This window comes from Pseudomonas purpurea, assembly GCF_039908635.1.
GTDB lineage: Bacteria > Pseudomonadota > Gammaproteobacteria > Pseudomonadales > Pseudomonadaceae > Aquipseudomonas > Aquipseudomonas purpurea.
On the sequence record NZ_CP150918.1, the window covers coordinates 3,607,785 to 3,633,543 of the forward strand.

General features: G+C 60.0%; 20 protein-coding genes and 1 pseudogene. 15 read left to right on the plus strand and 6 right to left on the minus strand.

The genetic code is table 11. The features are described from left to right. Window positions 1–432: 432 nt before the first annotated feature. The 14 genes and pseudogenes from aceA to nuoN all read left to right on the plus strand — a co-directional run bounded on the left by aceA (window position 433) and on the right by nuoN (window position 17,341). Window positions 433–1,758 carry an isocitrate lyase gene (gene aceA, locus AABM54_RS16275; RefSeq protein WP_347901031.1) on the plus strand — a complete coding sequence of 442 codons (1,326 nt, stop codon included), beginning with the start codon at window positions 433–435 and terminating at the stop codon, window positions 1,756–1,758. A 643-nt stretch (window positions 1,759–2,401) separates the two neighbouring features. Continuing rightward, a complete protein-coding gene (locus AABM54_RS16280) occupies window positions 2,402–2,815 on the plus strand; it encodes an NADH-quinone oxidoreductase subunit A (protein ID WP_008146033.1) in 414 nt (137 codons plus the stop codon). A 10-nt stretch (window positions 2,816–2,825) separates the two neighbouring features. Continuing rightward, on the plus strand, window positions 2,826–3,500 hold the full coding sequence (locus AABM54_RS16285) for an NADH-quinone oxidoreductase subunit B (RefSeq protein ID WP_347901032.1): 675 nt from the start codon (window positions 2,826–2,828) through the stop codon (window positions 3,498–3,500). Between the two features lie 72 nt (window positions 3,501–3,572). Further along, window positions 3,573–5,357: an NADH-quinone oxidoreductase subunit C/D gene (gene nuoC / locus AABM54_RS16290; RefSeq protein ID WP_347901033.1), complete on the plus strand. Its 1,785-nt coding sequence runs from the start codon at window positions 3,573–3,575 to the stop codon at window positions 5,355–5,357. A gap of 2 nt (window positions 5,358–5,359) precedes the next feature. Further along, window positions 5,360–5,857: an NADH-quinone oxidoreductase subunit NuoE gene (gene nuoE / locus AABM54_RS16295; protein ID WP_007970445.1), complete on the plus strand. Its 498-nt coding sequence runs from the start codon at window positions 5,360–5,362 to the stop codon at window positions 5,855–5,857. Continuing rightward, window positions 5,854–7,209, plus strand: a complete 1,356-nt coding sequence (nuoF, locus tag AABM54_RS16300; RefSeq protein ID WP_347901034.1) for an NADH-quinone oxidoreductase subunit NuoF — start codon at window positions 5,854–5,856, stop codon at window positions 7,207–7,209. The genes nuoE and nuoF overlap by 4 nt, the downstream gene beginning before the upstream one ends. A gap of 135 nt (window positions 7,210–7,344) precedes the next feature. Next, window positions 7,345–10,059 (plus strand): NADH-quinone oxidoreductase subunit NuoG, encoded by a 2,715-nt coding sequence (gene nuoG / locus AABM54_RS16305; protein WP_347901035.1) that lies wholly within the window; start codon window positions 7,345–7,347, stop codon window positions 10,057–10,059. Next, window positions 10,056–11,063 (plus strand): NADH-quinone oxidoreductase subunit NuoH, encoded by a 1,008-nt coding sequence (gene nuoH / locus AABM54_RS16310; RefSeq protein ID WP_347901036.1) that lies wholly within the window; start codon window positions 10,056–10,058, stop codon window positions 11,061–11,063. Before nuoG ends, nuoH begins: the two co-directional genes overlap by 4 nt. Window positions 11,064–11,074: 11 nt before the next feature. Beyond that, window positions 11,075–11,623: an NADH-quinone oxidoreductase subunit NuoI gene (nuoI, locus tag AABM54_RS16315; RefSeq protein WP_347901037.1), complete on the plus strand. Its 549-nt coding sequence runs from the start codon at window positions 11,075–11,077 to the stop codon at window positions 11,621–11,623. Window positions 11,624–11,632: 9 nt separating this feature from the next. Further along, complete coding sequence (gene nuoJ, locus AABM54_RS16320; RefSeq protein WP_347901038.1) at window positions 11,633–12,133, plus strand: NADH-quinone oxidoreductase subunit J; 501 nt, start codon at window positions 11,633–11,635, stop codon at window positions 12,131–12,133. A gap of 4 nt (window positions 12,134–12,137) precedes the next feature. Then, window positions 12,138–12,446, plus strand: coding sequence for an NADH-quinone oxidoreductase subunit NuoK (nuoK, locus tag AABM54_RS16325; protein ID WP_003180046.1), 309 nt, complete (start codon window positions 12,138–12,140; stop codon window positions 12,444–12,446). After that, window positions 12,443–14,296 carry an NADH-quinone oxidoreductase subunit L gene (gene nuoL, locus AABM54_RS16330; protein WP_347901039.1) on the plus strand — a complete coding sequence of 618 codons (1,854 nt, stop codon included), beginning with the start codon at window positions 12,443–12,445 and terminating at the stop codon, window positions 14,294–14,296. Before nuoK ends, nuoL begins: the two co-directional genes overlap by 4 nt. A gap of 39 nt (window positions 14,297–14,335) precedes the next feature. Then, window positions 14,336–15,856 (plus strand): annotated as a pseudogene (gene nuoM, locus AABM54_RS16335) (NADH-quinone oxidoreductase subunit M); the annotation flags it as partial. Window positions 15,857–15,877: 21 nt separating this feature from the next. After that, window positions 15,878–17,341, plus strand: a complete 1,464-nt coding sequence (gene nuoN / locus AABM54_RS16340; protein WP_347906223.1) for an NADH-quinone oxidoreductase subunit NuoN — start codon at window positions 15,878–15,880, stop codon at window positions 17,339–17,341. 191 nt (window positions 17,342–17,532) lie between these two features. Here the strand turns inward: nuoN and AABM54_RS16345 are convergent, their stop codons facing one another. From AABM54_RS16345 to AABM54_RS16370, 6 genes are read right to left on the minus strand one after another with little or no spacing between them, the layout of a single operon-like run. After that, complete coding sequence (locus tag AABM54_RS16345) at window positions 17,533–19,275, minus strand: ABC transporter substrate-binding protein (protein WP_347901040.1); 1,743 nt, start codon at window positions 19,273–19,275, stop codon at window positions 17,533–17,535. 47 nt (window positions 19,276–19,322) lie between these two features. Then, window positions 19,323–19,595, minus strand: a complete 273-nt coding sequence (locus AABM54_RS16350) for a DUF2160 domain-containing protein (RefSeq protein ID WP_347901041.1) — start codon at window positions 19,593–19,595, stop codon at window positions 19,323–19,325. Between the two features lie 2 nt (window positions 19,596–19,597). Next, complete coding sequence (locus AABM54_RS16355; RefSeq protein WP_347901042.1) at window positions 19,598–20,407, minus strand: carbohydrate ABC transporter permease; 810 nt, start codon at window positions 20,405–20,407, stop codon at window positions 19,598–19,600. A gap of 8 nt (window positions 20,408–20,415) precedes the next feature. Beyond that, window positions 20,416–21,282: a carbohydrate ABC transporter permease gene (locus tag AABM54_RS16360; protein ID WP_010173085.1), complete on the minus strand. Its 867-nt coding sequence runs from the start codon at window positions 21,280–21,282 to the stop codon at window positions 20,416–20,418. After that, entirely contained in the window at window positions 21,279–22,376 is a 1,098-nt protein-coding gene (locus tag AABM54_RS16365; protein ID WP_347901044.1) for an ABC transporter ATP-binding protein, read from the minus strand. Before AABM54_RS16365 ends, AABM54_RS16360 begins: the two co-directional genes overlap by 4 nt. Beyond that, a complete protein-coding gene (locus AABM54_RS16370) occupies window positions 22,376–23,470 on the minus strand; it encodes an ABC transporter ATP-binding protein (RefSeq protein WP_347901045.1) in 1,095 nt (364 codons plus the stop codon). The genes AABM54_RS16365 and AABM54_RS16370 overlap by 1 nt, the downstream gene beginning before the upstream one ends. Window positions 23,471–23,761: 291 nt before the next feature. Between AABM54_RS16370 and AABM54_RS16375 the strand changes: the two genes are divergently transcribed. Next, complete coding sequence (locus AABM54_RS16375) at window positions 23,762–25,594, plus strand: sigma-54-dependent Fis family transcriptional regulator (protein WP_347901047.1); 1,833 nt, start codon at window positions 23,762–23,764, stop codon at window positions 25,592–25,594. Window positions 25,595–25,759 lie beyond the last annotated feature (165 nt).

A 25,759-nucleotide genomic window follows, 5' to 3' on the forward strand; every position in this document is an offset into this window, starting at 1 on the left:
AAAAAAAGCAAAGGCATGATGGCCTCGCTCCCGCTGATCAGAGGCCCTGGCAAGGGCTTTCGAATCGCTGCTCTGACCTTACCGACTTGAGCCGATTCGTGTCTGTACCGCCCACAAGGTGTGTTTGACGAGGTTGCGACTGGAACGAAGTTGTCCCGAGGGACGGAAGCGTAATAGGTAGCCCGGCAACACACTGATGATCGTACAAAGGCCCACGATGCCCGAGTGCGCCCGCCAGTAGGCCCTTACCTGCTCAGCTTTCATCCCCGAGCCCCTCGTTCACTCCGTCGCCTTCCCCGCCAGACCCGACTTGAGCACCTAAGCTTCCGGTCAGCGAGCAGCCATCTACGCGCCCCTTGAATTGCGCAGTTGGCACAGGAACTTTCCACCGCAGAACAACTTTCCATACAAGACGCGACGAGGTTTATCTCCATGGCACTGACACGCGAACAGCAAATTGCAGCCCTTGAAAAAGACTGGGCTGAAAACCCACGCTGGAAAGGCGTGACACGCGCTTACTCCGCTGCTGACGTCGTCCGTCTGCGTGGCTCGGTTCAACCTGAGCACACCCTTGCAAAAATGGGCGCCGAAAAGCTCTGGAACCTGGTGACCCAGGGTGCCAAGCCATCCTTCCGCCCTGAGAAAGATTTCGTCAACTGCATGGGCGCCCTGACCGGCGGCCAGGCTGTACAACAAGTCAAAGCCGGCATCCAGGCGATCTACCTGTCGGGCTGGCAGGTTGCTGCAGACAACAACTCTGCCGAATCGATGTACCCGGACCAGTCGCTGTACCCGGTCGACTCCGTACCGACCGTGGTCAAGCGCATCAACAACTCGTTCCGTCGCGCCGACCAGATCCAGTGGAAATCCGGCAAGAACCCGGGCGACGCTGGCTACATCGACTACTTCGCGCCGATCGTGGCTGACGCCGAAGCCGGTTTCGGCGGCGTACTGAACGCCTACGAACTGATGAAAAGCATGATCGAAGCAGGCGCCGCCGGCGTTCACTTCGAAGACCAACTGGCTTCCGTGAAAAAATGCGGCCACATGGGTGGCAAGGTTCTGGTTCCAACCCAGGAAGCCGTACAAAAGCTGACGGCTGCTCGCCTGGCGGCTGACGTTGCTGGCACGCCGACCATCATCCTGGCCCGTACCGATGCAAACGCTGCTGACCTGCTGACTTCGGACTGCGACCCATACGATCAGCCATTCGTGACCGGCGAACGCACCCAGGAAGGCTTCTACAAAGTACGCGCCGGCCTGGACCAGGCTATCGCTCGCGGCCTGGCCTATGCGCCGTACGCCGACCTGATCTGGTGCGAAACCGCCAAGCCGGACCTGGAAGAAGCCCGTCGCTTCGCTGAAGCGATCAAAAAGGAATACCCGGACCAACTGCTGTCGTACAACTGCTCGCCTTCCTTCAACTGGAAGAAAAACCTGGACGACGCGACCATCGCCAAGTTCCAGCGCGAACTGTCCGCCATGGGCTACAAGCACCAGTTCATCACCCTGGCCGGCATTCACAACATGTGGCACAGCATGTTCAACCTGGCGCACGACTACGCCCGCAACGACATGACTGCCTACGTGAAGCTGCAAGAGCAGGAATTCGCTGACGCCGCCAAGGGTTACACCTTCGTGGCTCACCAGCAGGAAGTGGGCACCGGCTACTTCGACGACATGACCACCGTGATTCAGGGTGGCTCGTCGTCGGTAACCGCACTGACCGGCTCCACCGAAGAAGAACAGTTCCACTGATCGACTTCGCCTGAGTACACGGCCAGCGCAGACCGAATAAAAAGCTAACTGCACTGCCGAAAATCTAACGCCCCGACTGGTTCGGGGCGTTTTTTTGTCCACGATTTAACAAATATCACCGAACTCCGTGGGAGCGAGCCTGCTCGCGAAGGCGTCTTATCATTCAAAATAGAAGTCGACTGCCCCACCGCATTCGCGAGCAGGCTCGCTCCCACAGGAGACGCTAGCACCTCAAGCAAAAACATTGATCCAGAGCGGTATACCGCGCAGAAAAAGAAGGTAAAACGAGCCGGGCCGCTACTTGCAGTAACCCTCATATAAGACAACTTTCCGGCCAGCACCCCGATTAACTGTTTAAAAACCACTCCAAACAATATTGATTATCATTTAGCAATAACTATGTTCGTTACATTCCCTACAAAACTGAATTGAAAAAAAACTCGCTAATGCCCGCTGTGCATGGCTTACAGGGCTTCGGAGGCACGCTATGTCCTTATTCTTATAAATAATTTCGCTACAGGAATTTTACTTGCTCGGTGTTTAGCCATAAAATCACCGCGATTGATTGCGCTGCGACATATCGTCACTGCTTTATTTCTTTATCAAGCTCAGAGACCCTTGCTCTCTGTTAAGGATTACCAGCATGCCCGAAGCGACAGGACTCATGGCCCACAACTGGGGCTTTGCCATTTTCCTTCTGGGTGTCGTCGGCCTTTGCGCCTTCATGCTCGGCGTCTCCAGCCTCCTTGGGTCAAAAGCCTGGGGTCGCAGCAAAAACGAACCGTTCGAGTCCGGCATGCTACCCACCGGTGGCGCCCGCTTGCGGCTCTCAGCCAAATTCTATCTGGTCGCGATGCTCTTCGTGATCTTCGATATCGAAGCCCTTTTTCTCTTTGCCTGGTCTGTGTCCGTCCGCGAAAGCGGCTGGACCGGATTTGTCGAAGCTCTCGTTTTCATAGCAATTCTGTTGGCAGGTCTTGTCTACCTATTTCGAGTGGGCGCCCTTGATTGGGCTCCGGCAGCTCGTCTTAAGCGGCAGGCGAAGCTGAAACAATGAGGCTTTGGCAATGCAATACAATCTCACCAGGATCGACCCGGATGCTCCTAACGAGCAGTACCCGATTGGCGAACGGGAAACCGTTTCCGATCCGTTAGAAGATCAAGTCCACAAAAACATTTACATGGGCAAGCTCGAAGACGTGCTGAATGGTGCGGTCAACTGGGGGCGTAAAAACTCCCTGTGGCCGTACAACTTCGGCCTGTCGTGCTGCTACGTGGAAATGACCACCGCCTTCACGGCGCCCCACGACATCGCGCGCTTTGGCGCCGAGGTTATCCGGGCATCGCCGCGCCAGGCGGATTTCATGGTTATTGCCGGAACCTGCTTCATCAAGATGGCGCCAATCATTCAGCGTCTCTACGAGCAAATGCTCGAGCCGAAGTGGGTTATCTCCATGGGTTCGTGCGCCAACTCCGGTGGCATGTACGACATCTACTCTGTCGTTCAAGGGGTGGACAAGTTCCTGCCCGTGGACGTCTACGTGCCTGGCTGCCCACCTCGCCCCGAAGCTTTTCTGCAAGGCTTGATGCTGTTGCAGGAGTCGATTGGCCAGGAGCGTCGCCCACTTTCCTGGGTCGTTGGTGATCAAGGCGTTTACCGCGCCGAGATGCCTTCGCAAAAGGATGCGCGCCGCGAACAGCGTATTCAGGTAACCAACCTGCGCAGCCCCGACGAAGTCTGATCCAGATCTGTTCCTGCAAAGAAACAAGAAGCTGGCTTCATTCTTTACGTTGACCGAAAGCGATAAATAACCATGACTACAGGCAGCGCTCTGTACATCCCGCCTTACAAGGCTGACGACCAGGATGTGGTCGTCGAACTGAACAACCGTTTTGGCCCCGAGGCGTTCACCGCCCAGCCTACCCGCACCGGCATGCCGGTGCTTTGGGTTGCCCGCGCCAAACTCGTCGAAGTCCTGACCTTCCTGCGCAACCTGCCCAAGCCGTACGTCATGCTCTATGACCTGCATGGCGTGGACGAGCGTCTGCGCACCAAGCGTCAAGGGCTGCCAGGCGGCGTCGACTTCACCGTGTTCTATCACCTCATGTCGCTTGAGCGTAATAGTGACGTGATGATCAAGGTCGCCTTGTCCGAGGGCGACCTCAGCGTGCCGACCGTCACCGGCATCTGGCCGAACGCCAACTGGTACGAGCGTGAAGTGTGGGACATGTACGGCATCGACTTCGCCGGCCACCCTCACCTGTCGCGCATCATGATGCCGCCGACCTGGGAAGGTCACCCGCTGCGCAAGGACTTCCCGGCCCGTGCCACCGAGTTCGATCCGTTCAGCCTGAACCTGGCCAAGCAACAGCTTGAGGAAGAAGCCGCGCGCTTCAAGCCTGAAGACTGGGGCATGAAGCGTTCCGGTGCGAACGAGGACTACATGTTCCTCAACCTCGGCCCCAACCACCCTTCGGCTCACGGTGCGTTCCGCATCATCTTGCAACTGGACGGCGAAGAGATCGTCGACTGCGTGCCCGACGTCGGTTACCACCACCGTGGTGCCGAGAAGATGGCCGAACGTCAGTCCTGGCACAGTTTCATTCCGTACACCGACCGTATCGACTACCTCGGCGGCGTGATGAACAACCTGCCGTACGTGCTCTCGGTCGAGAAGCTGGCCGGCATCAAGGTGCCCGAGAAGGTCGACGTCATCCGCATCATGATGGCCGAGTTCTTCCGGATCACCAGCCACCTGCTGTTCCTGGGTACCTACATCCAGGACGTCGGCGCCATGACCCCGGTGTTCTTCACCTTCACCGACCGCCAGAAGGCGTACACGGTGATCGAAGCCATTACCGGTTTCCGCCTGCACCCGGCCTGGTATCGCATTGGTGGCGTTGCCCACGACCTGCCGCGCGGCTGGGACAAACTGGTCAAGGACTTCGTTGAATGGCTGCCAAAGCGCCTCGACGAATACACCAAGGCTGCCCTGCAGAACAGCATCCTCAAGGGTCGTACCATCGGCGTCGCCGCCTACAACACCAAAGAGGCCCTGGAGTGGGGCGTCACCGGTGCCGGCTTGCGTTCCACCGGTTGCGACTTCGACCTGCGCAAGGCGCGTCCATACTCCGGCTACGAGAACTTCGAATTTGAAGTTCCGCTGGCGGCCAATGGCGACGCCTACGACCGCTGCATGGTGCGCGTCGAAGAAATGCGCCAGAGCATCAAGATCATCGACCAATGCCTGCGCAACATGCCGGAAGGCCCGTACAAGGCGGATCACCCGCTGACCACGCCGCCGCCCAAAGAGCGCACGCTGCAACACATCGAGACCCTGATCACGCACTTCCTGCAAGTTTCGTGGGGCCCGGTCATGCCGGCCAACGAATCCTTCCAGATGATCGAAGCGACCAAGGGCATCAACAGTTATTACCTGACGAGCGATGGCGGCACCATGAGCTACCGCACCCGGATTCGCACCCCAAGCTTCCCGCATCTGCAACAGATCCCTTCGGTGATCAAAGGCAGCATGGTCGCGGACTTGATCGCGTACCTGGGTAGTATCGACTTCGTTATGGCCGACGTGGACCGCTAAGCATGAACAGCACGCTTATCCAGACAGACCGTTTCGCCCTCAGCGAAACCGAGCGCTCGGCCATCGAGCACGAGCTGCATCACTACGAAGACCCGCGCGCGGCGTCGATCGAAGCCCTGAAGATCGTCCAGAAGGAACGTGGCTGGGTGCCTGACGGCGCGCTCTACGCCATCGGCGAAATCCTCGGCATCCCGGCCAGCGACGTTGAAGGCGTGGCGACGTTCTACAGCCAAATCTTCCGTCAGCCAGTCGGCCGCCACATCATTCGCGTCTGCGACAGCATGGTCTGCTACATCGGTGGCCACGAATCGGTAGTCAGCGAAATCCAGAGCAAGCTGGGCATCGGCCTGGGTCAAACCACCGCCGACGGCCGTTTCACGTTGCTGCCTGTCTGCTGCCTCGGCAACTGCGACAAGGCCCCGGCGCTGATGATCGACGACGACACTTTCGGTGACGTACAGCCTGCTGGCGTCGCCAAACTGTTGGAGGGCTACGTATGACCCTGACTTCCTTCGGCCCTGCCAACCGCATCAAGCGCAGCGCAGAGACTCATCCGCTGACCTGGCGTCTGCGTGATGACGGCGAAGCGGTGTGGCTTGACGAGTACCAGGCCAAGAACGGTTACGCAGCAGCCCGCAAGGCCTTCGCCGACATGGCTCAGGACGACATCGTCCAGACCGTGAAAGACGCAGGCTTGAAAGGTCGCGGCGGTGCCGGCTTCCCCACGGGCGTCAAGTGGGGCCTGATGCCCAAGGACGAATCCATCAACATCCGCTACCTGCTGTGCAACGCGGATGAAATGGAACCGAACACCTGGAAAGACCGCATGCTGATGGAGCAACTGCCCCATCTGCTGATCGAAGGCATGCTGATCAGTGCCCGCGCACTGAAAACCTACCGCGGCTATATCTTCCTGCGTGGCGAATACACCACCGCCGCCAAGCACCTGAACCGTGCCGTGGAAGAAGCCAAGGCTGCGGGCCTGCTGGGCAAGAACATCCTGGGCTCAGGCTTCGATTTCGAGCTGTTTGTCCACACCGGCGCCGGGCGTTACATCTGCGGTGAAGAAACCGCGCTGATCAACTCCCTCGAAGGCCGCCGCGCCAACCCGCGCTCCAAGCCGCCCTTCCCTGCCGCCGTTGGCGTGTGGGGCAAGCCGACCTGCGTGAACAACGTTGAAACCCTGTGCAACGTGCCGGCGATCATCGCCGACGGCGTGGACTGGTACAAATCGTTGGCCCGCGAAGGCAGTGAAGACATGGGCACCAAGCTCATGGGCTTCTCCGGCAAGGTCAAGAACCCTGGCCTGTGGGAACTGCCATTCGGCGTGACCGGCCGCGAGCTGTTCGAAGACTACGCGGGCGGCATGCGCGACGGCTTCAAGCTTAAGTGCTGGCAGCCTGGCGGCGCCGGTACCGGTTTCCTGTTGCCGGAACACCTGGACGCACAAATGTACGCCGGCGGCATCGCCAAAGTGGGCACCCGTATGGGGACCGGCCTGGCCATGGCGGTGGACGACAGCGTCAACATGGTGTCGTTGCTGCGCAACATGGAGCAGTTCTTCGCTCGCGAATCCTGCGGCTTCTGCACCCCTTGCCGCGATGGCTTGCCATGGAGCGTCAAGCTCTTGATGGCCATCGAGAACGGCGAAGGCCAGCCCGGTGATATCGAGACCCTGCTGGGTCTGGTCGGCTTCCTCGGCCCAGGCAAGACCTTCTGTGCTCACGCACCGGGCGCCGTGGAGCCATTGGGCAGCGCAATCAAATACTTCCGTCCAGAGTTCGAAGCCGGCATCGCGCCTGTCAGCGCCGCCGTCCCGCCTCTGGCAAGGCCGATCGTAGTCGGCGCGTAACGCTTTAACAGGCGAACGGTCCGTGCCGTTCGCCTCTCGTGCGATGACGCCTTGAACGGCTGTTTTGATTCGTACGGATAACAAGATTCCATTAGCCACGCCCGCTGACACCGGGCCAACGAAGAACTTTGAACCATGGCCACTATCCACGTAGACGGCAAAGCGCTCGAAGTCGACGGGGCAGACAACCTGTTACAGGCATGTCTGTCGCTAGGCCTCGATATTCCTTACTTCTGCTGGCACCCCGCCCTCGGCAGCGTTGGCGCTTGCCGCCAGTGCGCGGTCAAGCAGTACACCGACGAGAACGACACCCGTGGTCGCATCGTCATGTCCTGCATGACCCCTGCCACCGATGGCACCTGGATCTCCATCGACGATGAAGAATCCAAGGCCTTTCGCGCCAGCGTTGTTGAATGGCTGATGACCAACCACCCGCACGACTGCCCGGTCTGTGAGGAAGGCGGTCACTGCCACCTGCAAGACATGACGGTAATGACCGGCCACAACGAGCGCCGTTACCGCTTCACCAAGCGTACCCACCAGAACCAGCAACTGGGCCCGTTCATTTCCCACGAAATGAACCGCTGCATCGCCTGCTACCGCTGCGTACGTTTCTATAAAGACTACGCCGGCGGCACCGACCTCGGCGTATTCGGCGCCCACGACAACGTGTACTTCGGTCGCGTTGAAGATGGCGTGCTGGAAAGCGAGTTCTCCGGCAACCTCACCGAGGTCTGCCCGACCGGTGTGTTCACCGACAAGACACACTCCGAGCGCTACAACCGCAAGTGGGACATGCAGTTCTCGCCGAGCATCTGCCATGGCTGCTCCAGCGGTTGCAACATCTCCCCGGGCGAGCGTTACGGCGAACTGCGTCGCATCGAAAACCGTTTCAACGGTTCGGTGAACCAGTACTTCCTGTGCGACCGTGGCCGTTTCGGCTACGGCTATGTCAACCGCGAAGACCGCCCGCGTCAGCCACTGCTGGCAGGCGGCGCCAAGCTGAGCCTGGACGAAGCGCTGGACAAAGCCGCCGACCTGCTGCGCGGTCGCAATATCGTTGGTATCGGTTCGCCGCGTGCCAGCCTTGAAAGCAACTACGCACTGCGCGAACTGGTGGGTGCCGAGCACTTCTACTCGGGTATCGAAGCGTCTGAGCTGGAACGCATTCGCCTGGTCATGCAGGTGTTGAAAGACAGCCCGCTGCCAATCCCGAACATGCGCGACATCGAAGACCACGACGCCGTGTTCGTCCTCGGTGAAGACCTGACCCAGACCGCTGCACGTATGGCCCTGTCCCTGCGTCAATCGGTCAAGGGCAAAGCCGAAGACATGGCCGACGCCATGCGCGTCCAGCCTTGGCTCGACGCCGCGGTGAAAAACATCGGCCAGCACGCGCTGAACCCGCTGTTCATCGCCAGCCTGGCTGAAACCAAGCTCGACGACATCGCCGAAGAGTGCGTTCACGCCGCCCCAGACGACCTGGCCCGCATCGGTTTCGCCGTGGCTCACGCCCTCGACGCCAGCGCGCCTGCCGTTGAAGGCCTGGACAGCGAAGCCGTCGAACTGGCTCAGCGCATCGCCAATGCCCTGCTGGCCGCCAAGCGTCCGCTGATCATTGCCGGTACATCGCTGGGCTCCAAAGCGCTGATCGAAGCGGCTGCAAACATTGCAAAAGCCCTGAAGCTGCGCGAGAAGAACGGCTCCATCAGCCTGATCGTGCCAGAGGCCAACAGCCTCGGCCTGGCCATGCTCGGTGGCGAATCGGTTGACGCGGCCCTGCAAGCGGTGATCGACGGCCGTGCCGACGCCATCGTCGTGCTGGAAAACGATCTGTACACCCGTACCGACAAAACCCGTGTCGATGCTGCCCTGAACGCCGCTAAAGTGGTGATCGTGGCAGACCATCAGAAGACTGCCACCAGCGATCGCGCGCACCTGGTTCTGCCAGCCGCCAGCTTCGCGGAAGGCGACGGTACGCTGGTCAGCCAGGAAGGTCGCGCCCAGCGCTTCTTCCAGGTCTTCGACCCGAAATACATGGACGCGAGCATCCTGGTCCACGAAGGCTGGCGCTGGCTGCATGCCCTGCGCGCCACCCTGCTGAACCAGCCGATCGACTGGACGCAACTGGACCACGTCACTGCGGCCTGCGCCGCCAGCACGCCGCAACTGGCGCGCATCGTTGACGCCGCGCCGTCCGCCACGTTCCGCATCAAGGGCATGAAACTGGCCCGCGAACCGCTGCGTTACTCCGGTCGTACCGCCATGCGCGCCAACATCAGCGTGCACGAACCGCGTACACCGCAAGACACCGACACCGCGTTCGCCTTCTCGATGGAAGGTTACTCGGGTTCGGTAGAACCGCGTCAGCAAGTGCCATTCGCCTGGTCGCCGGGCTGGAACTCGCCGCAAGCCTGGAACAAGTTCCAGGACGAAGTCGGTGGTCACATCCGCGCTGGCGACCCGGGCACCCGCCTGATCGAAAGCGCCGGTGATTCGCTGAACTGGTTCGCCAGTGTTCCGCGCGCGTTCAACCCTGCTCAAGGCACCTGGCAAGTCGTGCCGTTCTTCCACCTGTTCGGCAGCGAAGAGAACTCTTCCAAAGCCGCGCCGGTACAAGAACGCATCCCGGCCGCCTACGTGTCGCTGGCCAAGTCCGAAGCGGATCGTCTGGGCGTCAATGACGGTGCCCTGCTGAGCTTGAACGTAGCGGGCCAGACCCTGCGTCTGCCGCTGCGCATCAACGAAGAACTGGGCGCTGGCCTGGTAGCACTGCCGGCCGGTATCGCAGGCATTCCACCGGCAATCTTCGGAAAATCCGTTGACGGTCTGCAGGAGGCAGCGCAATGACATGGTTCACCCCTGAAGTGATCGACACGATCATTGCGGTCGTCAAAGCCATCGTGGTGCTGCTGGCCGTCGTGGTCGCCGGCGCCTTGCTGAGCTTCGTCGAACGTCGTCTGCTGGGCTGGTGGCAGGACCGTTACGGTCCAAACCGCGTTGGCCCGTTCGGCATGTTCCAGATTGCTGCCGACATGCTGAAGATGTTCTTCAAGGAAGACTGGACCCCGCCGTTTGCCGACAAGGTGATTTTCACCCTGGCACCGGTCGTGGCCATGAGCGCCCTGCTGATCGCCTTCGCGATCATCCCGATCACCCCGACCTGGGGTGTCGCGGACCTGAACATCGGCCTGCTGTTCTTCTTCGCCATGGCCGGCCTGTCGGTCTACGCGGTGCTGTTCGCAGGCTGGGCGAGTAACAACAAGTTCGCCCTGCTGGGCAGCTTGCGTGCCTCGGCGCAGACCGTGTCCTACGAAGTGTTCATGGGCCTGGCCCTGATGGGCATCGTGGTCCAGGTTGGCTCGTTCAACATGCGCGACATCGTCGAGTACCAGGCCCAGAACCTGTGGTTCATCATTCCACAGTTCTTCGGCTTCTGTACCTTCTTCATCGCTGGCGTTGCCGTGACTCACCGTCACCCGTTCGACCAGCCGGAAGCGGAACAGGAACTGGCCGACGGTTACCACATTGAATACGCCGGCATGAAATGGGGCATGTTCTTCGTTGGCGAGTACATCGGCATCATCCTGATCTCGGCGCTGTTGGTCACCCTGTTCTTCGGTGGCTGGCACGGTCCGTTCGGCATCTTGCCGCAACTGGCGTTCGTCTGGTTCGCGCTGAAGACCGCGTTCTTCATCATGCTGTTCATCCTGCTGCGCGCCTCTATCCCGCGCCCGCGCTATGACCAGGTGATGGACTTCAGCTGGAAATTCTGCCTGCCGCTGACCCTGATCAATTTGCTGGTGACCGCTGCGGTTGTGTTGTTGAACACGCCAGCGGGCGCGGTTCAGTGAGGATTTGACCCATGTTCAAATATATTGGCGACATCGTTAAGGGTACTGGTACCCAGTTGCGCAGCCTGGTGATGGTGTTCGGTCACGGCTTCCGCAAACGCGACACCTTGCAATACCCGGAAGAGGCGGTGTACCTGCCGCCGCGCTACCGTGGCCGGATCGTGCTGACCCGCGACCCCGACGGCGAAGAGCGTTGTGTAGCCTGCAACCTGTGCGCCGTGGCGTGCCCGGTGGGCTGCATCTCGCTGCAGAAAGCCGAAACCGACGACGGTCGTTGGTACCCGGAGTTCTTCCGCATCAACTTCTCGCGCTGCATTTTCTGTGGCCTCTGCGAGGAAGCCTGCCCGACCACCGCGATCCAGCTGACACCGGATTTCGAAATGGCCGAGTTCAAGCGTCAGGACCTGGTTTACGAGAAAGAAGATCTTTTGATCTCCGGCCCCGGCAAAAACCCTGACTACAACTTCTATCGTGTTGCAGGTATGGCAATCGCTGGCAAGCCGAAAGGCGCCGCGCAGAACGAAGCCGAACCGATCAACGTGAAGAGCTTGCTGCCTTAAGGAAGAACGATGGAATTCGCTTTCTATTTCGCATCGGGTATCGCGGTGGTGTCCACGCTTCGTGTGGTCACCAACACCAACCCTGTGCACGCCCTGCTCTACCTGATTATTTCGCTGATTGCCGTGGCGATGACCTTTTTCAGCCTCGGTGCTCCATTCGCCGGTGTACTGGAAGTGATCGCCTACGCGGGCGCCATCATGGTGCTGTTCGTGTTCGTGGTGATGATGCTGAACCTGGGCCCGGCCTCGGTTCAGCAGGAGCGCGTCTGGCTCAAACCCGGCATCTGGGGTGGCCCGGTCATCCTCGCTGCACTGCTGCTGGCTGAACTGCTGTACGTCCTGTTCAGCCACTCGAGCGGTGCTGCCATCGGTCAAACCACTGTAGACGCCAAGGCCGTGGGCATCAGCCTGTTCGGTCCTTACCTGCTGGTGGTCGAACTCGCCTCGATGCTGCTGCTCGCCGCAGCTGTCACGGCGTTCCACCTGGGCCGCAACGAGGCGAAGGAGTAACACCATGCCTGCTATCCCTCTCGAACATGGTCTGGCCGTCGCCGGCATCCTGTTTTGCCTCGGCCTGGTTGGCCTGATGGTTCGCCGCAACATTCTTTTCGTGTTGATGAGCCTGGAAGTGATGATGAACGCCTCTGCACTGGCCTTCATTGTCGCCGGTGCACGTTGGGCTCAGCCGGATGGGCAGATCATGTTCATCCTGGTGATCAGCCTGGCAGCCGCCGAGGCCAGTATTGGCCTGGCGATCCTGCTGCAACTGTATCGCCGCTTCCACACGCTCGATATCGACGCTGCCAGTGAGATGCGCGGATGAACCTACTCTTTCTGACCTTCGTATTCCCTCTGATCGGTTTCCTGCTGCTGTCGTTTTCTCGCGGGAAGATTTCCGAGAACCTGGCCGCGCTGATCGGCGTCGGCTCCATCGGCCTCTCGGCGATCGTGACTGCTTATGTGATCTGGCAGTTCAACGTCGCGCCGCCTGAAGGCGGTCACTACACCCAGGTGTTGTGGCAGTGGATGGCGGTAGGCGAGTTCAAGCCGAACTTCGCCCTGTACCTGGATGGTCTGTCCGTGACCATGCTGGGTGTGGTCGTCGGCGTGGGCTTTTTGATCCACCTGTTCGCGTCCTGGTACATGCGCGGTGAAGACGGCTACTCGCGTTTCTTCGCGTACACCAACCTGTTTATCGCCAGCATGCTGTTCCTGGTGCTCGGCGATAACCTGTTGTTCCTGTACTTCGGTTGGGAAGGCGTGGGCCTGTGCAGCTACCTGTTGATCGGTTTCTACTACAGCAACCGCAACAACGGTAACGCCGCGCTCAAAGCCTTCGTCGTCACCCGCATCGGCGACGTGTTCATGGCCATCGGCCTGTTCATCCTGTTCCAGCAAATGCAGACGCTGAACATTCAGGAGCTGCTGGTACTGGCGCCGCAAAAATTCCAGGCTGGCGACTTCTGGATCATGCTGGCGACCCTGATGCTGCTGGGTGGTGCTGTCGGTAAATCCGCGCAACTGCCGCTGCAAACCTGGCTGGCTGATGCGATGGCCGGTCCTACCCCGGTTTCGGCACTGATCCACGCCGCAACCATGGTCACCGCCGGTGTCTACCTGATCGCCCGTACTCACGGTCTGTTCGCCCTGGCGCCGGATGTGCTGCACCTGGTTGGCATCGTCGGTGCCGTGACCCTGGTCCTGGCCGGTTTCGCCGCCCTGGTACAAACCGACATCAAACGTATCCTCGCCTACTCGACCATGAGCCAGATCGGCTACATGTTCCTGGCGCTGGGCGTCGGTGCCTGGGATGGTGCGATTTTCCACCTGATGACCCACGCCTTCTTCAAGGCCCTGCTGTTCCTTGCTTCCGGTGCGGTGATCGTTGCCTGCCACCACGAGCAGAACATCTTCAAGATGGGTGGCCTGTGGAAGAAACTGCCACTGGCGTACGCCAGCTTCATTGTCGGCGGTGCGGCCCTCGCGGCCCTGCCACTGGTGACCGCAGGTTTCTACTCGAAAGACGAAATCCTCTGGGAAGCCTTCGCCAGCGGCAACCACGGTCTGCTGTATGCAGGTCTGGTGGGTGCCTTCATGACATCGCTGTACACCTTCCGCCTGATCTTCATCGCGTTCCACGGTGAAGCGAAGACCGAAGCCCACGCTGGTCACGGCATCGCTCACTGGCTGCCACTGTCGGTGCTGATCGTGTTGTCGACCGCCATTGGCGCGATGATCGTTCCGCCGCTGCACGGCGTGCTGCCGGAAAGCGTCGGCCATGCCGGCGGTGAAGCCAAGCACAGCCTGGAAATCGCCTCGGGCGCCATCGCCCTGGCCGGTATCCTGCTGGCGGCCCTGCTGTTCCTCGGCAAGCGTCGCTTCGTGACGGCCATCGCCAACAGCGGCATCGGTCGCCTGCTCACTGCCTGGTGGTTCGCTGCCTGGGGCTTCGACTGGGTCTACGACAAACTGTTCGTCAAGCCGTACCTTGCGATCAGCCACCTGCTGCGCAAAGACCCGTTCGACCAAACCATCGGTTTGATCCCGCGTATGGCCAAAGGGGGTCACAACGCCCTGAGCCGTACCGAAACAGGTCAATTGCGTTGGTACGCCGCCTCGATGGCTGCTGGTGCCGTGCTGGTTATCGGCGCTGTCGTGCTGGTAGCGGTCTGATATGAACCTTGCGAACTTGCGAAAGGAAACGAGCCCGTCATGATTCTGCCTTGGCTAATCCTGATCCCCTTCATCGGCGGCCTGCTGTGCTGGATGGGTGAGCGCTTCGGCGCCACCCTCCCCCGCTGGATTGCGCTGTTGACCATGACCCTGGAACTCGCTCTCGGCCTCTGGCTGTGGGCCCACGGTAATTATTCATTTGCACCGGCGCCTGGCGCTGATCCGACCTGGGCGCTTGAGTTCAAGCACGTCTGGATCGAGCGCTTCGGCATCAGCGTGCACCTGGCCCTCGACGGCCTCTCGCTGTTGATGATCCTGTTGACCGGTCTGCTGGGTGTTCTCTCGGTACTCTGCTCGTGGAAAGAGATCCAGCGTCACGTTGGCTTCTTCCACTTGAACCTGATGTGGATCCTGGGCGGTGTCGTCGGCGTGTTCCTGGCCCTCGACCTGTTCATGTTCTTCTTCTTCTGGGAAATGATGCTGGTGCCGATGTACTTCCTCATCGCGCTCTGGGGTCACAGTTCTTCGGACGGCAAGAAAACCCGGATCTACGCGGCGACCAAGTTCTTCATCTTCACTCAGGCTTCCGGCCTGATCATGCTGGTGGCGATCCTGGGTCTGGTACTGGTCAACTTCAACAGCACAGGCCTGATTACGTTCAACTACGCCGACCTGCTGAAAACCAAGATGTCGATGACCACCGAGTACATCCTGATGCTCGGTTTCTTCATCGCCTTCGCGGTCAAGCTGCCGGTTGTACCGTTCCACTCCTGGCTGCCGGATGCTCACGCCCAGGCACCGACCGCGGGTTCCGTCGACCTGGCCGGTATTCTGCTGAAAACCGCTGCTTACGGCCTGCTGCGTTTCGCCCTGCCGCTGTTCCCGAACGCGTCGGCCGAATTCGCGCCGTTCGCCATGGCCCTGGGCCTGGTCGGGATCTTCTACGGTGCGTTCCTGGCCTTCGCCCAGACCGACATCAAGCGTCTGATCGCGTACTCCAGCGTTTCGCACATGGGCTTCGTGCTGATCGGTATCTACTCCGGCAGCCAACTGGCCCTGCAAGGCGCCGTGATCCAGATGCTGGCGCACGGTCTGTCGGCCGCGGCACTCTTTATCCTCAGTGGCCAGCTCTACGAGCGCACCCATACCCGCGACATGCGTGAAATGGGTGGCCTGTGGTCGAAGATCGCCTACCTGCCTGCCATCAGCCTGTTCTTCGCGGCCGCCTCGCTGGGCTTGCCGGGAACCGGTAACTTCGTGGGTGAGTTCCTGATCCTGATCGGCACCTTCGCCGCAGCACCATGGATCACCGTGATCGCGACGTCGGGCCTGGTATTCGGTTCGGTCTACTCGCTGATCATGATTCACCGTGCCTACTTCGGCCCGTCCAAGTCGGACGCGGTCCTGCATGGCATGGATGCTCGCGAACTGATCATGGTGCTGGGCATCGCGGCACTGCTGGTTTACCTCGGCGTGTACCCGCAACCGTTCCTCGATACCTCTGCCGCTACGATGCATGGCGTGCAGCAATGGCTCGGCACCGCCTTCACTCAACTCGCTTCGGGCCCCGGTAAGAGCGCTATGGAATTCACGATTCAACACTTTATCGCGCTTGCGCCGTTGTTGATCACCAGCGCCACGATCATCGTGGTGATGCTGGCTATCGCCTGGCGCCGCAACCACTCACAGACCTTCCTGCTGTCGGTGGCGGGTCTTAACCTGGCCTTGTTGTCGATCCTGCCAGCCTTGAAAGTCGCGCCTCTAGCCGTGACACCACTGCTGCAAATCGACAGCTTCGCCTGCCTGTACATGGCGCTGATCCTGGTCGCCACCCTCGCCTGCGTCACCCTCGCCCACGCCTACCTCGGCGATGGCGGTTCGGGTTACCCGGGCAACCGTGAAGAACTGTACCTGCTGATCCTGATGGCCGCCGCCGGTGGCCTGGTCCTGGTCAGCGCGCAGCACCTGGCCGGGTTGTTCATCGGCCTGGAACTGCTGTCGGTGCCGGTCTACGGCCTGGTGGCCTATGCCTTCTTCAACAAGCGTTCGCTGGAAGCCGGCATCAAGTACATGGTGCTGTCGGCCGCCGGTTCCGCGTTCCTGTTGTTCGGCATGGCGCTGCTGTACGCCGAAGCCGGCACCCTGAGCTTCAGCGGTATCGGCATGGCGCTGGAGGCCTCTGGCCTGCCAAGCCCGCTGGCGCAACTGGGTCTGGGCATGATGCTGATTGGCCTGGCGTTCAAACTGTCGCTGGTGCCGTTCCACCTCTGGACGCCGGACGTCTACGAAGGTGCTCCGGCACCGGTTGCCGCGTTCCTGGCGACCGCGTCCAAAGTCGCGGTGTTCGCGGTGATGGTGCGTCTGTTCCAGATGTCGCCAGTGGCCAGCAGCGGCGTGTTGAGCACCGTACTGACCGTGATCGCGATTGCTTCGATCCTGTTCGGTAACCTGTTGGCACTGACCCAGAGCAACCTCAAGCGTCTGCTGGGTTACTCGTCCATCGCGCACTTCGGTTACCTGTTGATTGCCCTGGTGGCGAGCAAGGGCCTGGCCATGGAAGCCATCGGCGTGTACCTGGTCACCTACGTGATCACCAGCCTGGGCGCCTTCGGTGTCATCACCCTGATGTCCTCGCCGTACAACGGCCGTGACGCGGATGCCCTGTACGAATACCGTGGCCTGTTCTGGCGCCGTCCGTACCTGACCGCCGTGCTGACCGTGATGATGCTGTCCCTGGCGGGTATCCCGCTGACCGCAGGCTTCATCGGCAAGTTCTACATCATTGCCACGGGCGTCGAAGCTCACCAATGGTGGCTGGTCGGCTCGCTGGTATTGGGCAGCGCCATTGGCGTGTTCTACTACCTGCGCGTGATGGTCACCCTGTACCTGATCGAGCCAAACCTGCGTCGCCACGACGCCCAGCTGCACTGGGAACAGCGCACCGGTGGCGTGATGCTGCTGGCAATCGCGCTGCTGGCGTTCTTCCTCGGCGTGTACCCACAACCGTTGCTGACCTTGGTTCAGCAAGCAGGTCTGGCGGGTTGATCACTTAGATCGTACGCAGTTGAAAACAGAGACGGCACCTTCGGGTGCCGTTTTTGCGTTTACTGCCAGACGAAATACTGGATGCTTTTGAAGGCACTCATAGATGAGGGTTCTGCTCGCGAAAGGGCCGGCACAGACACAAACAAAAACGGCACCTTGCGGTGCCGTTAAGCATCACACAGTCCAATCGCCTACTTGCGCGCCGCCTCCCACGACTTGATCAGTTCGTTGTAACTCACGGTCTCACCTTTAGGTTTCTCGTTGGCCAGTTTCGGTTTCGGTGCGCCCGGCTGATCGAACCAGTACTGCGCATCACGCTCAGGGTTCATTTTCGGCCCGCAGACCGGCTGCACTTTGGAGCGTTCAAGCCGCGCCATGATTGCGTCCTGATCCTTGGCCAGGCCATCCAGCGCTTGCTGCGGGGTTTTCTCGCCACTGGCAGCTTCAGCGATGTGGCTCCACCACAGTTGAGCCAGGCGCGGATAGTCCGGCACGTTGGTCCCGGTCGGGGTCCATTGCACACGGGCCGGGCTGCGGTAGAACTCCACCAACCCACCGAGCTTCGGTGCCAGGTCGGTCATGGCCTGGGAGTTGATGTCCGACTCGCGAATCGGCGTCAGGCCGACGATGGTTTTCTTCAGTGAAACAGTTTTCGAGGTGACGAACTGCGCGTAAAGCCAGGCCGCGAGCTTTTGCTTCTCTGGCGTGGACTTGAGGAAAGTCCAGGAACCGGTGTCCTGATACCCAAGCTTCATGCCCTCCTCCCAATACGGACCTTTTGGCGAAGGCGCCATGCGCCATTTCGGCGTACCGTCGGCATTCATCACCGGCAGTCCCGGTTTGGTCATGTCGGCGGTAAACGCGGTGTACCAGAAGATCTGCTGGGCGATGTTGCCTTGAGACGGTACCGGGCCCGACTCGGAGAACGTCATGCCTTGCGCCTCGGGCGGTGCGTAGGCGCGCATCCAGTCGACGTATTTCTGCGTTGCATAAACCGCCGCTGGCCCGTTGGTATCGCCGCCACGGGTCACGCTGGAACCCACCGGGTGGCAGTCCTCCACGCGAATACCCCATTCGTCCACCGGCAAGCCATTGGGCAAGCCCTTATCGCCGCCACCCGCCATGGAGAACCAGGCATCGGTGAAGCGCCAACCCAGTGACGGGTCTTTCTTGCCGTAATCCATGTGACCGTAAACACGCTTGCCGTCGATTTCCTTGACGTCCTCGGTGAAGAACTTGGCAATGTCTTCATACGCCGACCAATTCACCGGCACGCCCAGTTCATAGCCGTACTTCTCCTTGAACTTGGCCTTGAGGTCCGCCCGCTCGAACCAGTCGGCGCGGAACCAGTAAAGGTTGGCGAACTGCTGGTCGGGCAATTGATAAATCTTGCCATCCGGCGCAGTGGTGAAGGAAATGCCGATGAAGTCCTTGATGTCCAGGGTGGGCAAGGTGTAGTCCTTGCCTTCATTGGCCATCAAGTCGGTGATGGACTCGGTCTTGCCGTAGCGAAAATGTGTGCCGATCAGGTCCGAGTCGTTGACCCAGCCGTCATAGATGTTCTTGTCCGATTGCATCTGGGTTTGCAGCTTTTCCACCACATCGCCTTCTTGCAGCAAGTCGTGGGTCAGCTTGATCCCGGTGATTTCGGTAAAGGCCTTGGCCAATACCTTGGACTCGTACTCGTGAGTGGCGATGGTTTCCGAGACCACATTGATTTTCATCCCGCGAAACGGCTCGGACGCCTTGATGAACCACCTCAACTCTTCAAGCTGCTGGGCTTCGGTGAGGGTGGACGGCTTGAACTCACTGCCAATCCATTTTTTGGCGGCGTCTTCATAGGCATCAGCCCACGCCGCAGCGCTCAACCCGCTGAGTGCCAGCAGGGCTGCCAATGAAACGCTATGTCGCAGCTTATTGTTTTTATCGAACATAAAACCTCCTGTTTGGGTTTCGGGGCATCCGCGCCGTTCAATGTCGACTAGCCCCAACGCATCACAGCCAACAGCCACACCAGGGACAGCGCGGACGCCACCCAGATGCTCCAGCCAGTCGCGCCAATCACCAGCAAATGCAGGTAGGCGCTCCCGAGAAGACCGATAAACAACCGATCGCCACGGGTAGTGCTGATCGGTAAAAAGCCGCGTCGAGGAATACTCGGTGAACGCAACTCCCACGTGGTCATGCCCATCAGCAACAGGGCGATGGCGCCGAAGAAGGCTGCGGTCGGTGGTGTCCAGTTCATCCACTCCATCATCAGCTCCTCACACCCGGCCCCAGGGCAAAGCCCTTGGCCACATGGTTACGGACAAACCAGATCACCAGCATGCCCGGCAGGATGGTCAGTACCCCGGCGGCCGCCAGCACGCCCCAGTCAATGCCGGACGCCGACACGGTGCGGGTCATCACCGCCGCAATCGGCTTGGCGTTGACCGAGGTCAGCGTGCGTGCCAGCAGCAGTTCGACCCAGGAAAACATGAAGCAGAAAAACGCCGTCACGCCGATGCCCGAACCAATCAGCGGGATGAAAATCTTCACGAAAAACTTGGGAAAACTGTAGCCGTCGATGTAGGCGGTTTCGTCGATTTCCTTCGGCACCCCGGACATGAAGCCCTCAAGAATCCACACCGCCAGTGGCACATTGAACAGGCAGTGCGCCAACGCCACCGCGATGTGGGTATCGAACAGGCCGATAGACGAATAGAGCTGAAAGAACGGCAGCAGGAACACCGCCGGTGGCGCCATGCGGTTGGTCAGCAGCCAGAAGAACAGGTGCTTGTCGCCAAGAAACCGATAGCGCGAAAACGCATAGGCCGCTGGCAGCGCCACGCTCAGGGAAATCACCGTGTTCAGGCTCACGTAATACAGCGAGTTCAGGTAGCCGGTGTACCAACTCGGGTCGGTGAAAATCACCTTGTAGTTGGCCAGGGTGAAATCCTGGGGAAACAGCGTCAGGCCACCGAGGATTTCGGTGTTGCTCTTGAACGACATGTTCAGCAGCCAATAGATCGGCACCAGCAGGAACAGGATGTAGATCAACAGAGGCACTAACTTTCGTTTAGTCATGGCAGGCCTCAGCGGTTGGCGTCGGAGTGAGTCATGGCGGTATAGAACAGCCAGGACACCAACAGGATGATCAGGAAGTACACCAGTGAAAACGCCGCCGCAGGCCCCAGGTCGAACTGGCCGACCGCCATTTGGGTCAGGGTCTGGCTGAGGAACGTCGTCGCGTTACCCGGCCCGCCGCCCGTCAGCACAAACGGTTCGGTATAGATCATGAAGCTGTCCATGAAGCGCAGCATCACCGCGATCAGCAGCACGCTCTTGAGCTTGGGCAACTGGATGTGCCGGAACACCGCCCAGCTCGACGCCCGGTCAATCCGCGCAGCCTGGTAATACACGTCCGGAATGGCCCGCAACCCCGAGAAACACAACAGCGCCACCAGCGAGGTCCAGTGCCAGACGTCCATCACCAGCACCGTGACCCAGGCGTCCATGGTGTTGGCCGCATAGTTGTAGCTGATGCCCATGGCGTTCAGCGTCGAGCCGAGCAACCCGATATCGGCCCGGCCAAAAATCTGCCAGATAGTACCGACCACGTTCCACGGGATCAGCAGCGGAATCGCCATGACGATCAGCACCAACGACGACCAGCGTCCCTTGGTCGGCATGGTCAGGGCGATGGCGATGCCCAGCGGAATTTCGATCAGCAGCACGCAGGCGGAATAGATGAACTGGCGCAACAGCGAGTCATGCAGACGCGGGTCAAGCAGTACCTGTTTGTACCAGTCGGCGCCGACGAAATAGCGGCTCGACTGGTCAAAAATGTCCTGCACCGAGTAATTGACCACCGTCATCATCGGGATCACGGCACTGAACGCCACCAGCAGGAACACCGGCAGTACCAGCCACCAGGCCTTGTTGTTCTGCACCTTGTTCATGGCTGGACCTCCAGCAAATAGTCATCGGCATAGACCATCAGCCACTGCGCCGGAAAACTGATGTACGCCGTGCCCTGCGGCACCAGTTTGTCTTCCGTCAGGCGTACTTTGAGCGGTACGCCGTCCAGGTTCAGGGTCATGATCTTGTAGGTGCCCAGGTCTTCGACGTGAATCACCTTAGCTTGCAGCGCCTCTTCATAAGGCTCGTCCCAGACGTGGATGAACTCCGGGCGAATCCCGACCTTCAGGGTTTTCCAGTCGGTTTCGGCAATACGCCGTTGCAAGGCTTCGGACAAGGGCAAGTCGGTCGAACCGAAACTCACACCGCTGGCACTCGGCGTGACATCCATCAGGTTCATCCCCGGGCTGCCGATGAAATAGCCGACAAAGGTGTGGCTCGGCCGCTCGAACAGCTCTCGCGGCGTGCCGAACTGCACGATCTGCCCGCCATACATCACCGCGATCTTGTCGGCGAAAGTCGAGGCTTCAAGTTGATCGTGGGTCACGTAGACCATGGTGATGTTGAACTGCTCGTGAATCTGCTTGAGCTTGCGCCGCAGCTTCCACTTCAGGTGCGGGTCGATCACCGTCAGTGGCTCGTCGAAGAGGATCGCCGACACGTCATCACGCACCAGCCCACGACCCATGGAGACTTTCTGTTTTTCGTCGGCAGTGAGGTTACGGGCCTTCTTGTACAGCAGCGCTTGAAGGTCGAGGACTTCAGCGATTTCCTGCACTTTGCTGTGGACTTTCGCCTCGACCATGCCCTGATTGCGCAGCGGAAACGCCAGGTTGTCGAACACCGTCATGGTGTCGTAGACCACCGGGAACTGAAAAACCTGGGCAATGTTGCGCTTCTCCGGGGTCAGTTGATTAACCACTTTGTTGTCAAACAGCACCTGACCTTCCGAAGGGCTGAGCAGGCCGGAGATGATGTTGAGCAAGGTCGACTTGCCGCACCCGGACGGCCCGAGCAAGGCATAGGCACCGCCCTGCTCCCAGACGTGATTCATCTCGCGGATTGCATAATCCTCAGGCCCGGCAGGTGTGCGGGTGTAGCTGTGGGCAAGGTTCTGCAAATGGATTTCGGCCATCAGGCAACCCTCGAAACGCGGCGTCCGGGAGCCTGGAGCAGCCGCCCCTGGCCATCGAACACAAACAGTTTATGGGTCGGGATATAGATGCGAATCGGTGCATCGACGTCGTATTCGTGGACCCCAGGCAAGTGCAGCACCAGCAGGAAATGCTCGTTGCGTACATGCAGGAACGTTTCCGAACCGCTGATTTCCGCCACTTCCACGGTCACGGCCAGTTCCAGGTCATCATCGTTGCTGGGCACCAGCGAGATATGGCTGGGCCGCACGCCGAAGCGGAACTCGCCCTCGCCCACCGGGCGCAAATCGACGTTCAGCGGGAAGTGCACGAAATTGGCGAAGCTCACCTCGTTACCGGCAATGCGCCCCGGCATCAAGTTGATCGGCGGTTCGGAAAACAGCTCGGCGGCCAGTACAGTTTGCGGCTGGTGATAGACCTCGGCGGTGTGGCCGCTCTGGATCACCCGGCCCTCGTGAAGAATGGTCGTGGTGCCACCCAGCGCCAGCGCTTCGTTAGGTTCGGTGGTGGCGTAGACGGCAATGGTGTGGCGCGCCTTGAACAGCTCGCGCATTTCCTGGCGCAGTTCTTCGCGCAGCTTGTAGTCAAGGTTTACCAGCGGCTCATCGAACAGAATCAGTTCGGCGTCCTTGACCAGCGCCCGCGCCATCGCCGTGCGTTGCTGCTGGCCACCGGACAGTTCCAGCGGATGGCGTTGCAGGAATTTTTCGATGCGCAACATGCGCGCGGTTTCCAGCACTTTGCTCTGGATCAGCTCGGCCGGGACCCCAGCCTGGCGCAACGGCGAGGCGATGTTCTCGAACACGGTCATGGTCGGGTAGTTGATGAACTGCTGATAGACCATCGACACGTTGCGCAGCCGAACCGGGCGGCGGGTGACATCTACGCCGTTCATCAGGATGCGTCCGCTGTCAGGCTTGTCGAGACCGGCCATCAAGCGCATCAGGCTGGTCTTGCCGGACAGCGTGCGCCCCAGCAAGACATTGAAAGAACCGGGTTCGAAGCGCAGGTTCGCATCGTCGATCCAGAGTTGACCCTCGACGGTGCGACTGACGTGCTCCAGCGTTAATGACATGGCTCGGCCTTTTTATTGTTGGAGTCAGGCGACCGGAGCAACAGAGCGACATTCGTGCCAGAAATCCCAAACGACTGATCTGGCTCGGCTTTCACGAAAAGAGCCGAAAACACGGCTTCGCCGCTGAACAGAAATGAACAACGACGAGTGAACACTTGAACAGTGCCGGGTTTGACTTTGAACAGTTGTGAACAACACTCTACCGATGCTTTTTGCGCAAAACCCTGTGGGACTGCGCCGTTTGAGATACCTATAACAACAATAAAAACGCTGTTTCAGAGGCTGACTGCCATGGCCGCACCTGCCCCGCCGCTGTCCCACGACGCGATCGTCCAGAGCTCCTGGTCACGCTGCCGCGCGTTCGGTCTCAACCATCAAAGCGCCCCGGCGTTCGATCAGTTGCCCGCCGAGGACATTGCGCACTTGCTGGAGAGCCAGCATTCACTGGTGCAAACCACCCATCAGGAAGTCCTGCCCTACTACGAAAACATCCTCAGCAACTCCAACTGCCTGATCATGCTCGCCGACAATCACGGCCAGGTGCTGACCTCCTGGGGCACTCAACGCTTTATCGAGCCGGGCCTGAGCCTGGGTTTCAATGCCGGCGCCAGTTGGCGGGAACAGTGCAGCGGCACCAACGCGATCGGCACCGCGCTGGCCTGCGAGCAAGCAGTGCACATCGAACACGATGAGCACTTTCTCAAGGCCAACCGTTTCATGACGGGTTCAGCGGCGCCGATCTTCGACGCCGAGCGCAAGGTCATCGCCGTGCTGGACGTGTCCAGCGACAGCTACCTGCCGCCCTCTCATACCCTGGGCATGGTCAAGATGATGAGCCAGACGGTGGAGAACCGGCTGATTCTCAACCTGTTCAAGGGCGAACACTTTCAACTGGTGTTCAACACTGGCCTGAACAACCTCGACAGCCAGTGGGCCGGGTTATTGATCTTCGATGAAAGCGGCCTGGTGCTCTCGGCCAACCGCCGGGCCGATAATTTGCTGGGCGTCAGCCTGTCGCGGGCCAGCATCGAAAGCCTGTTCAAGGTGTCGTTGCTCGAACTGCTGAACCAGCCCGACGGCCTGCCCTTCGCCTTGCAAGCGTCCGGGCGCAATCGCTTTCATTGCCTGCTCAAACGCCCCCGGCAGCGCCCGGTTCAAGCACGTGTGTTCACCGAGCCGCCGAGCCCTGCGCCCGAAACGATCAGCCTCGGCACCTTGCACTTCGGTGACCGTCGCGTGGAAAAAGCCGTACGCCAGGCCGAGCGCCTACTGGAGAAAGACATTCCGTTGCTGATTCACGGCGAAACCGGCGTGGGCAAGGAAGTGTTCGTCAAAGCCTTGCATCAGGCCAGCACGCGTAGCAAACAGCCGTTCATTGCCGTCAATTGCGCGGCGATCCCCGCCGAACTAGTGGAGTCCGAGCTGTTTGGCTATGAAAAAGGCGCGTTCACCGGTGCCAACCAGAAAGGCAGCATCGGGCTAATTCGCAAAGCGGACAAAGGCACGTTGTTCCTCGATGAGATCGGCGACATGCCGCTGCCGACCCAGGCTCGATTGTTGCGGGTGTTGCAGGAGCGCTGCGTGCAACCGGTGGGCAGCAGCGAGCTGTTCGCGGTGGACATTCGCATCATCTCGGCCACCAACCGCTCGTTGCGCGAGCAGGTTCAGCTCGGGCGCTTTCGCGAAGACTTGTATTACCGCATCGGCGGCTTGACCCTGGAGCTGCCGCCCCTGCGCGAGCGCAGCGACAAACCGGCGCTGTTCAAGCGCTTGTGGGAACAGCACCGCGAGCCCGGGCAATGGGCCGGTTTGAGCCCGCAGGTGATGGCACTGTTCGAACGTCATCCGTGGCCGGGGAATCTGCGGCAGGTCAGCAGCGTGATGCAGGTGGCGCTGGCCATGGCCGAGGATCAGCCGATCGGACTTGAGCATTTGCCGGATGATTTTTTTGTGGATCTGGAGATGGAGCCTGTTGAGACGCCGGTGCCGCTGGCGGTGGATTTGAATGATGCCGAGGATTTGAATCGGCAGTTGCAGGCGGCCGGGGGGAATATTTCCTGTCTGGCCCGGCGACTGGGGGTTAGCCGCAATACCCTCTACAAGCGATTGCGCCAGGCCGAGTGACGATTGCGCCCTACTGGAGGGGTTCGGCTTGAGGCCTTCGCGAGCAAGCCCGCTCCCACATTTGATCTTCGGTGCGCTTGAGTTTTGTGTACGACACACATCCAGTGTGGGAGCGGGCTTGCCCGCGAAGGCGCCGGTCCTGTCACTGCAGAATTAGCGCCCACC

Bases quoted from the DNA above. Each gene is read 5' to 3' on its own strand.
- nuoH (WP_347901036.1), top strand. From the start codon at position 10,056: ATGACATGGTTCACCCCTGAAGTGATCGACACGATCATTGCGGTCGTC.
- AABM54_RS16350 (WP_347901041.1), bottom strand. From the start codon at position 19,595: ATGGAGTGGATGAACTGGACACCACCGACCGCAGCCTTCTTCGGCGCC.
- nuoC (WP_347901033.1), top strand. From the start codon at position 3,573: ATGACTACAGGCAGCGCTCTGTACATCCCGCCTTACAAGGCTGACGAC.
- nuoJ (WP_347901038.1), top strand. From the start codon at position 11,633: ATGGAATTCGCTTTCTATTTCGCATCGGGTATCGCGGTGGTGTCCACG.
- nuoK (WP_003180046.1), top strand. From the start codon at position 12,138: ATGCCTGCTATCCCTCTCGAACATGGTCTGGCCGTCGCCGGCATCCTG.
- AABM54_RS16370 (WP_347901045.1), bottom strand. From the start codon at position 23,470: ATGTCATTAACGCTGGAGCACGTCAGTCGCACCGTCGAGGGTCAACTC.
- AABM54_RS16285 (WP_347901032.1), top strand. From the start codon at position 2,826: ATGCAATACAATCTCACCAGGATCGACCCGGATGCTCCTAACGAGCAG.
- AABM54_RS16365 (WP_347901044.1), bottom strand. From the start codon at position 22,376: ATGGCCGAAATCCATTTGCAGAACCTTGCCCACAGCTACACCCGCACA.
- AABM54_RS16355 (WP_347901042.1), bottom strand. From the start codon at position 20,407: ATGACTAAACGAAAGTTAGTGCCTCTGTTGATCTACATCCTGTTCCTG.
- aceA (WP_347901031.1), top strand. From the start codon at position 433: ATGGCACTGACACGCGAACAGCAAATTGCAGCCCTTGAAAAAGACTGG.
- nuoI (WP_347901037.1), top strand. From the start codon at position 11,075: ATGTTCAAATATATTGGCGACATCGTTAAGGGTACTGGTACCCAGTTG.
- AABM54_RS16360 (WP_010173085.1), bottom strand. From the start codon at position 21,282: ATGAACAAGGTGCAGAACAACAAGGCCTGGTGGCTGGTACTGCCGGTG.
- AABM54_RS16345 (WP_347901040.1), bottom strand. From the start codon at position 19,275: ATGTTCGATAAAAACAATAAGCTGCGACATAGCGTTTCATTGGCAGCC.
- AABM54_RS16375 (WP_347901047.1), top strand. From the start codon at position 23,762: ATGGCCGCACCTGCCCCGCCGCTGTCCCACGACGCGATCGTCCAGAGC.
- nuoE (WP_007970445.1), top strand. From the start codon at position 5,360: ATGAACAGCACGCTTATCCAGACAGACCGTTTCGCCCTCAGCGAAACC.
- nuoL (WP_347901039.1), top strand. From the start codon at position 12,443: ATGAACCTACTCTTTCTGACCTTCGTATTCCCTCTGATCGGTTTCCTG.
- nuoN (WP_347906223.1), top strand. From the start codon at position 15,878: ATGGAATTCACGATTCAACACTTTATCGCGCTTGCGCCGTTGTTGATC.
- nuoF (WP_347901034.1), top strand. From the start codon at position 5,854: ATGACCCTGACTTCCTTCGGCCCTGCCAACCGCATCAAGCGCAGCGCA.
- nuoG (WP_347901035.1), top strand. From the start codon at position 7,345: ATGGCCACTATCCACGTAGACGGCAAAGCGCTCGAAGTCGACGGGGCA.
- AABM54_RS16280 (WP_008146033.1), top strand. From the start codon at position 2,402: ATGCCCGAAGCGACAGGACTCATGGCCCACAACTGGGGCTTTGCCATT.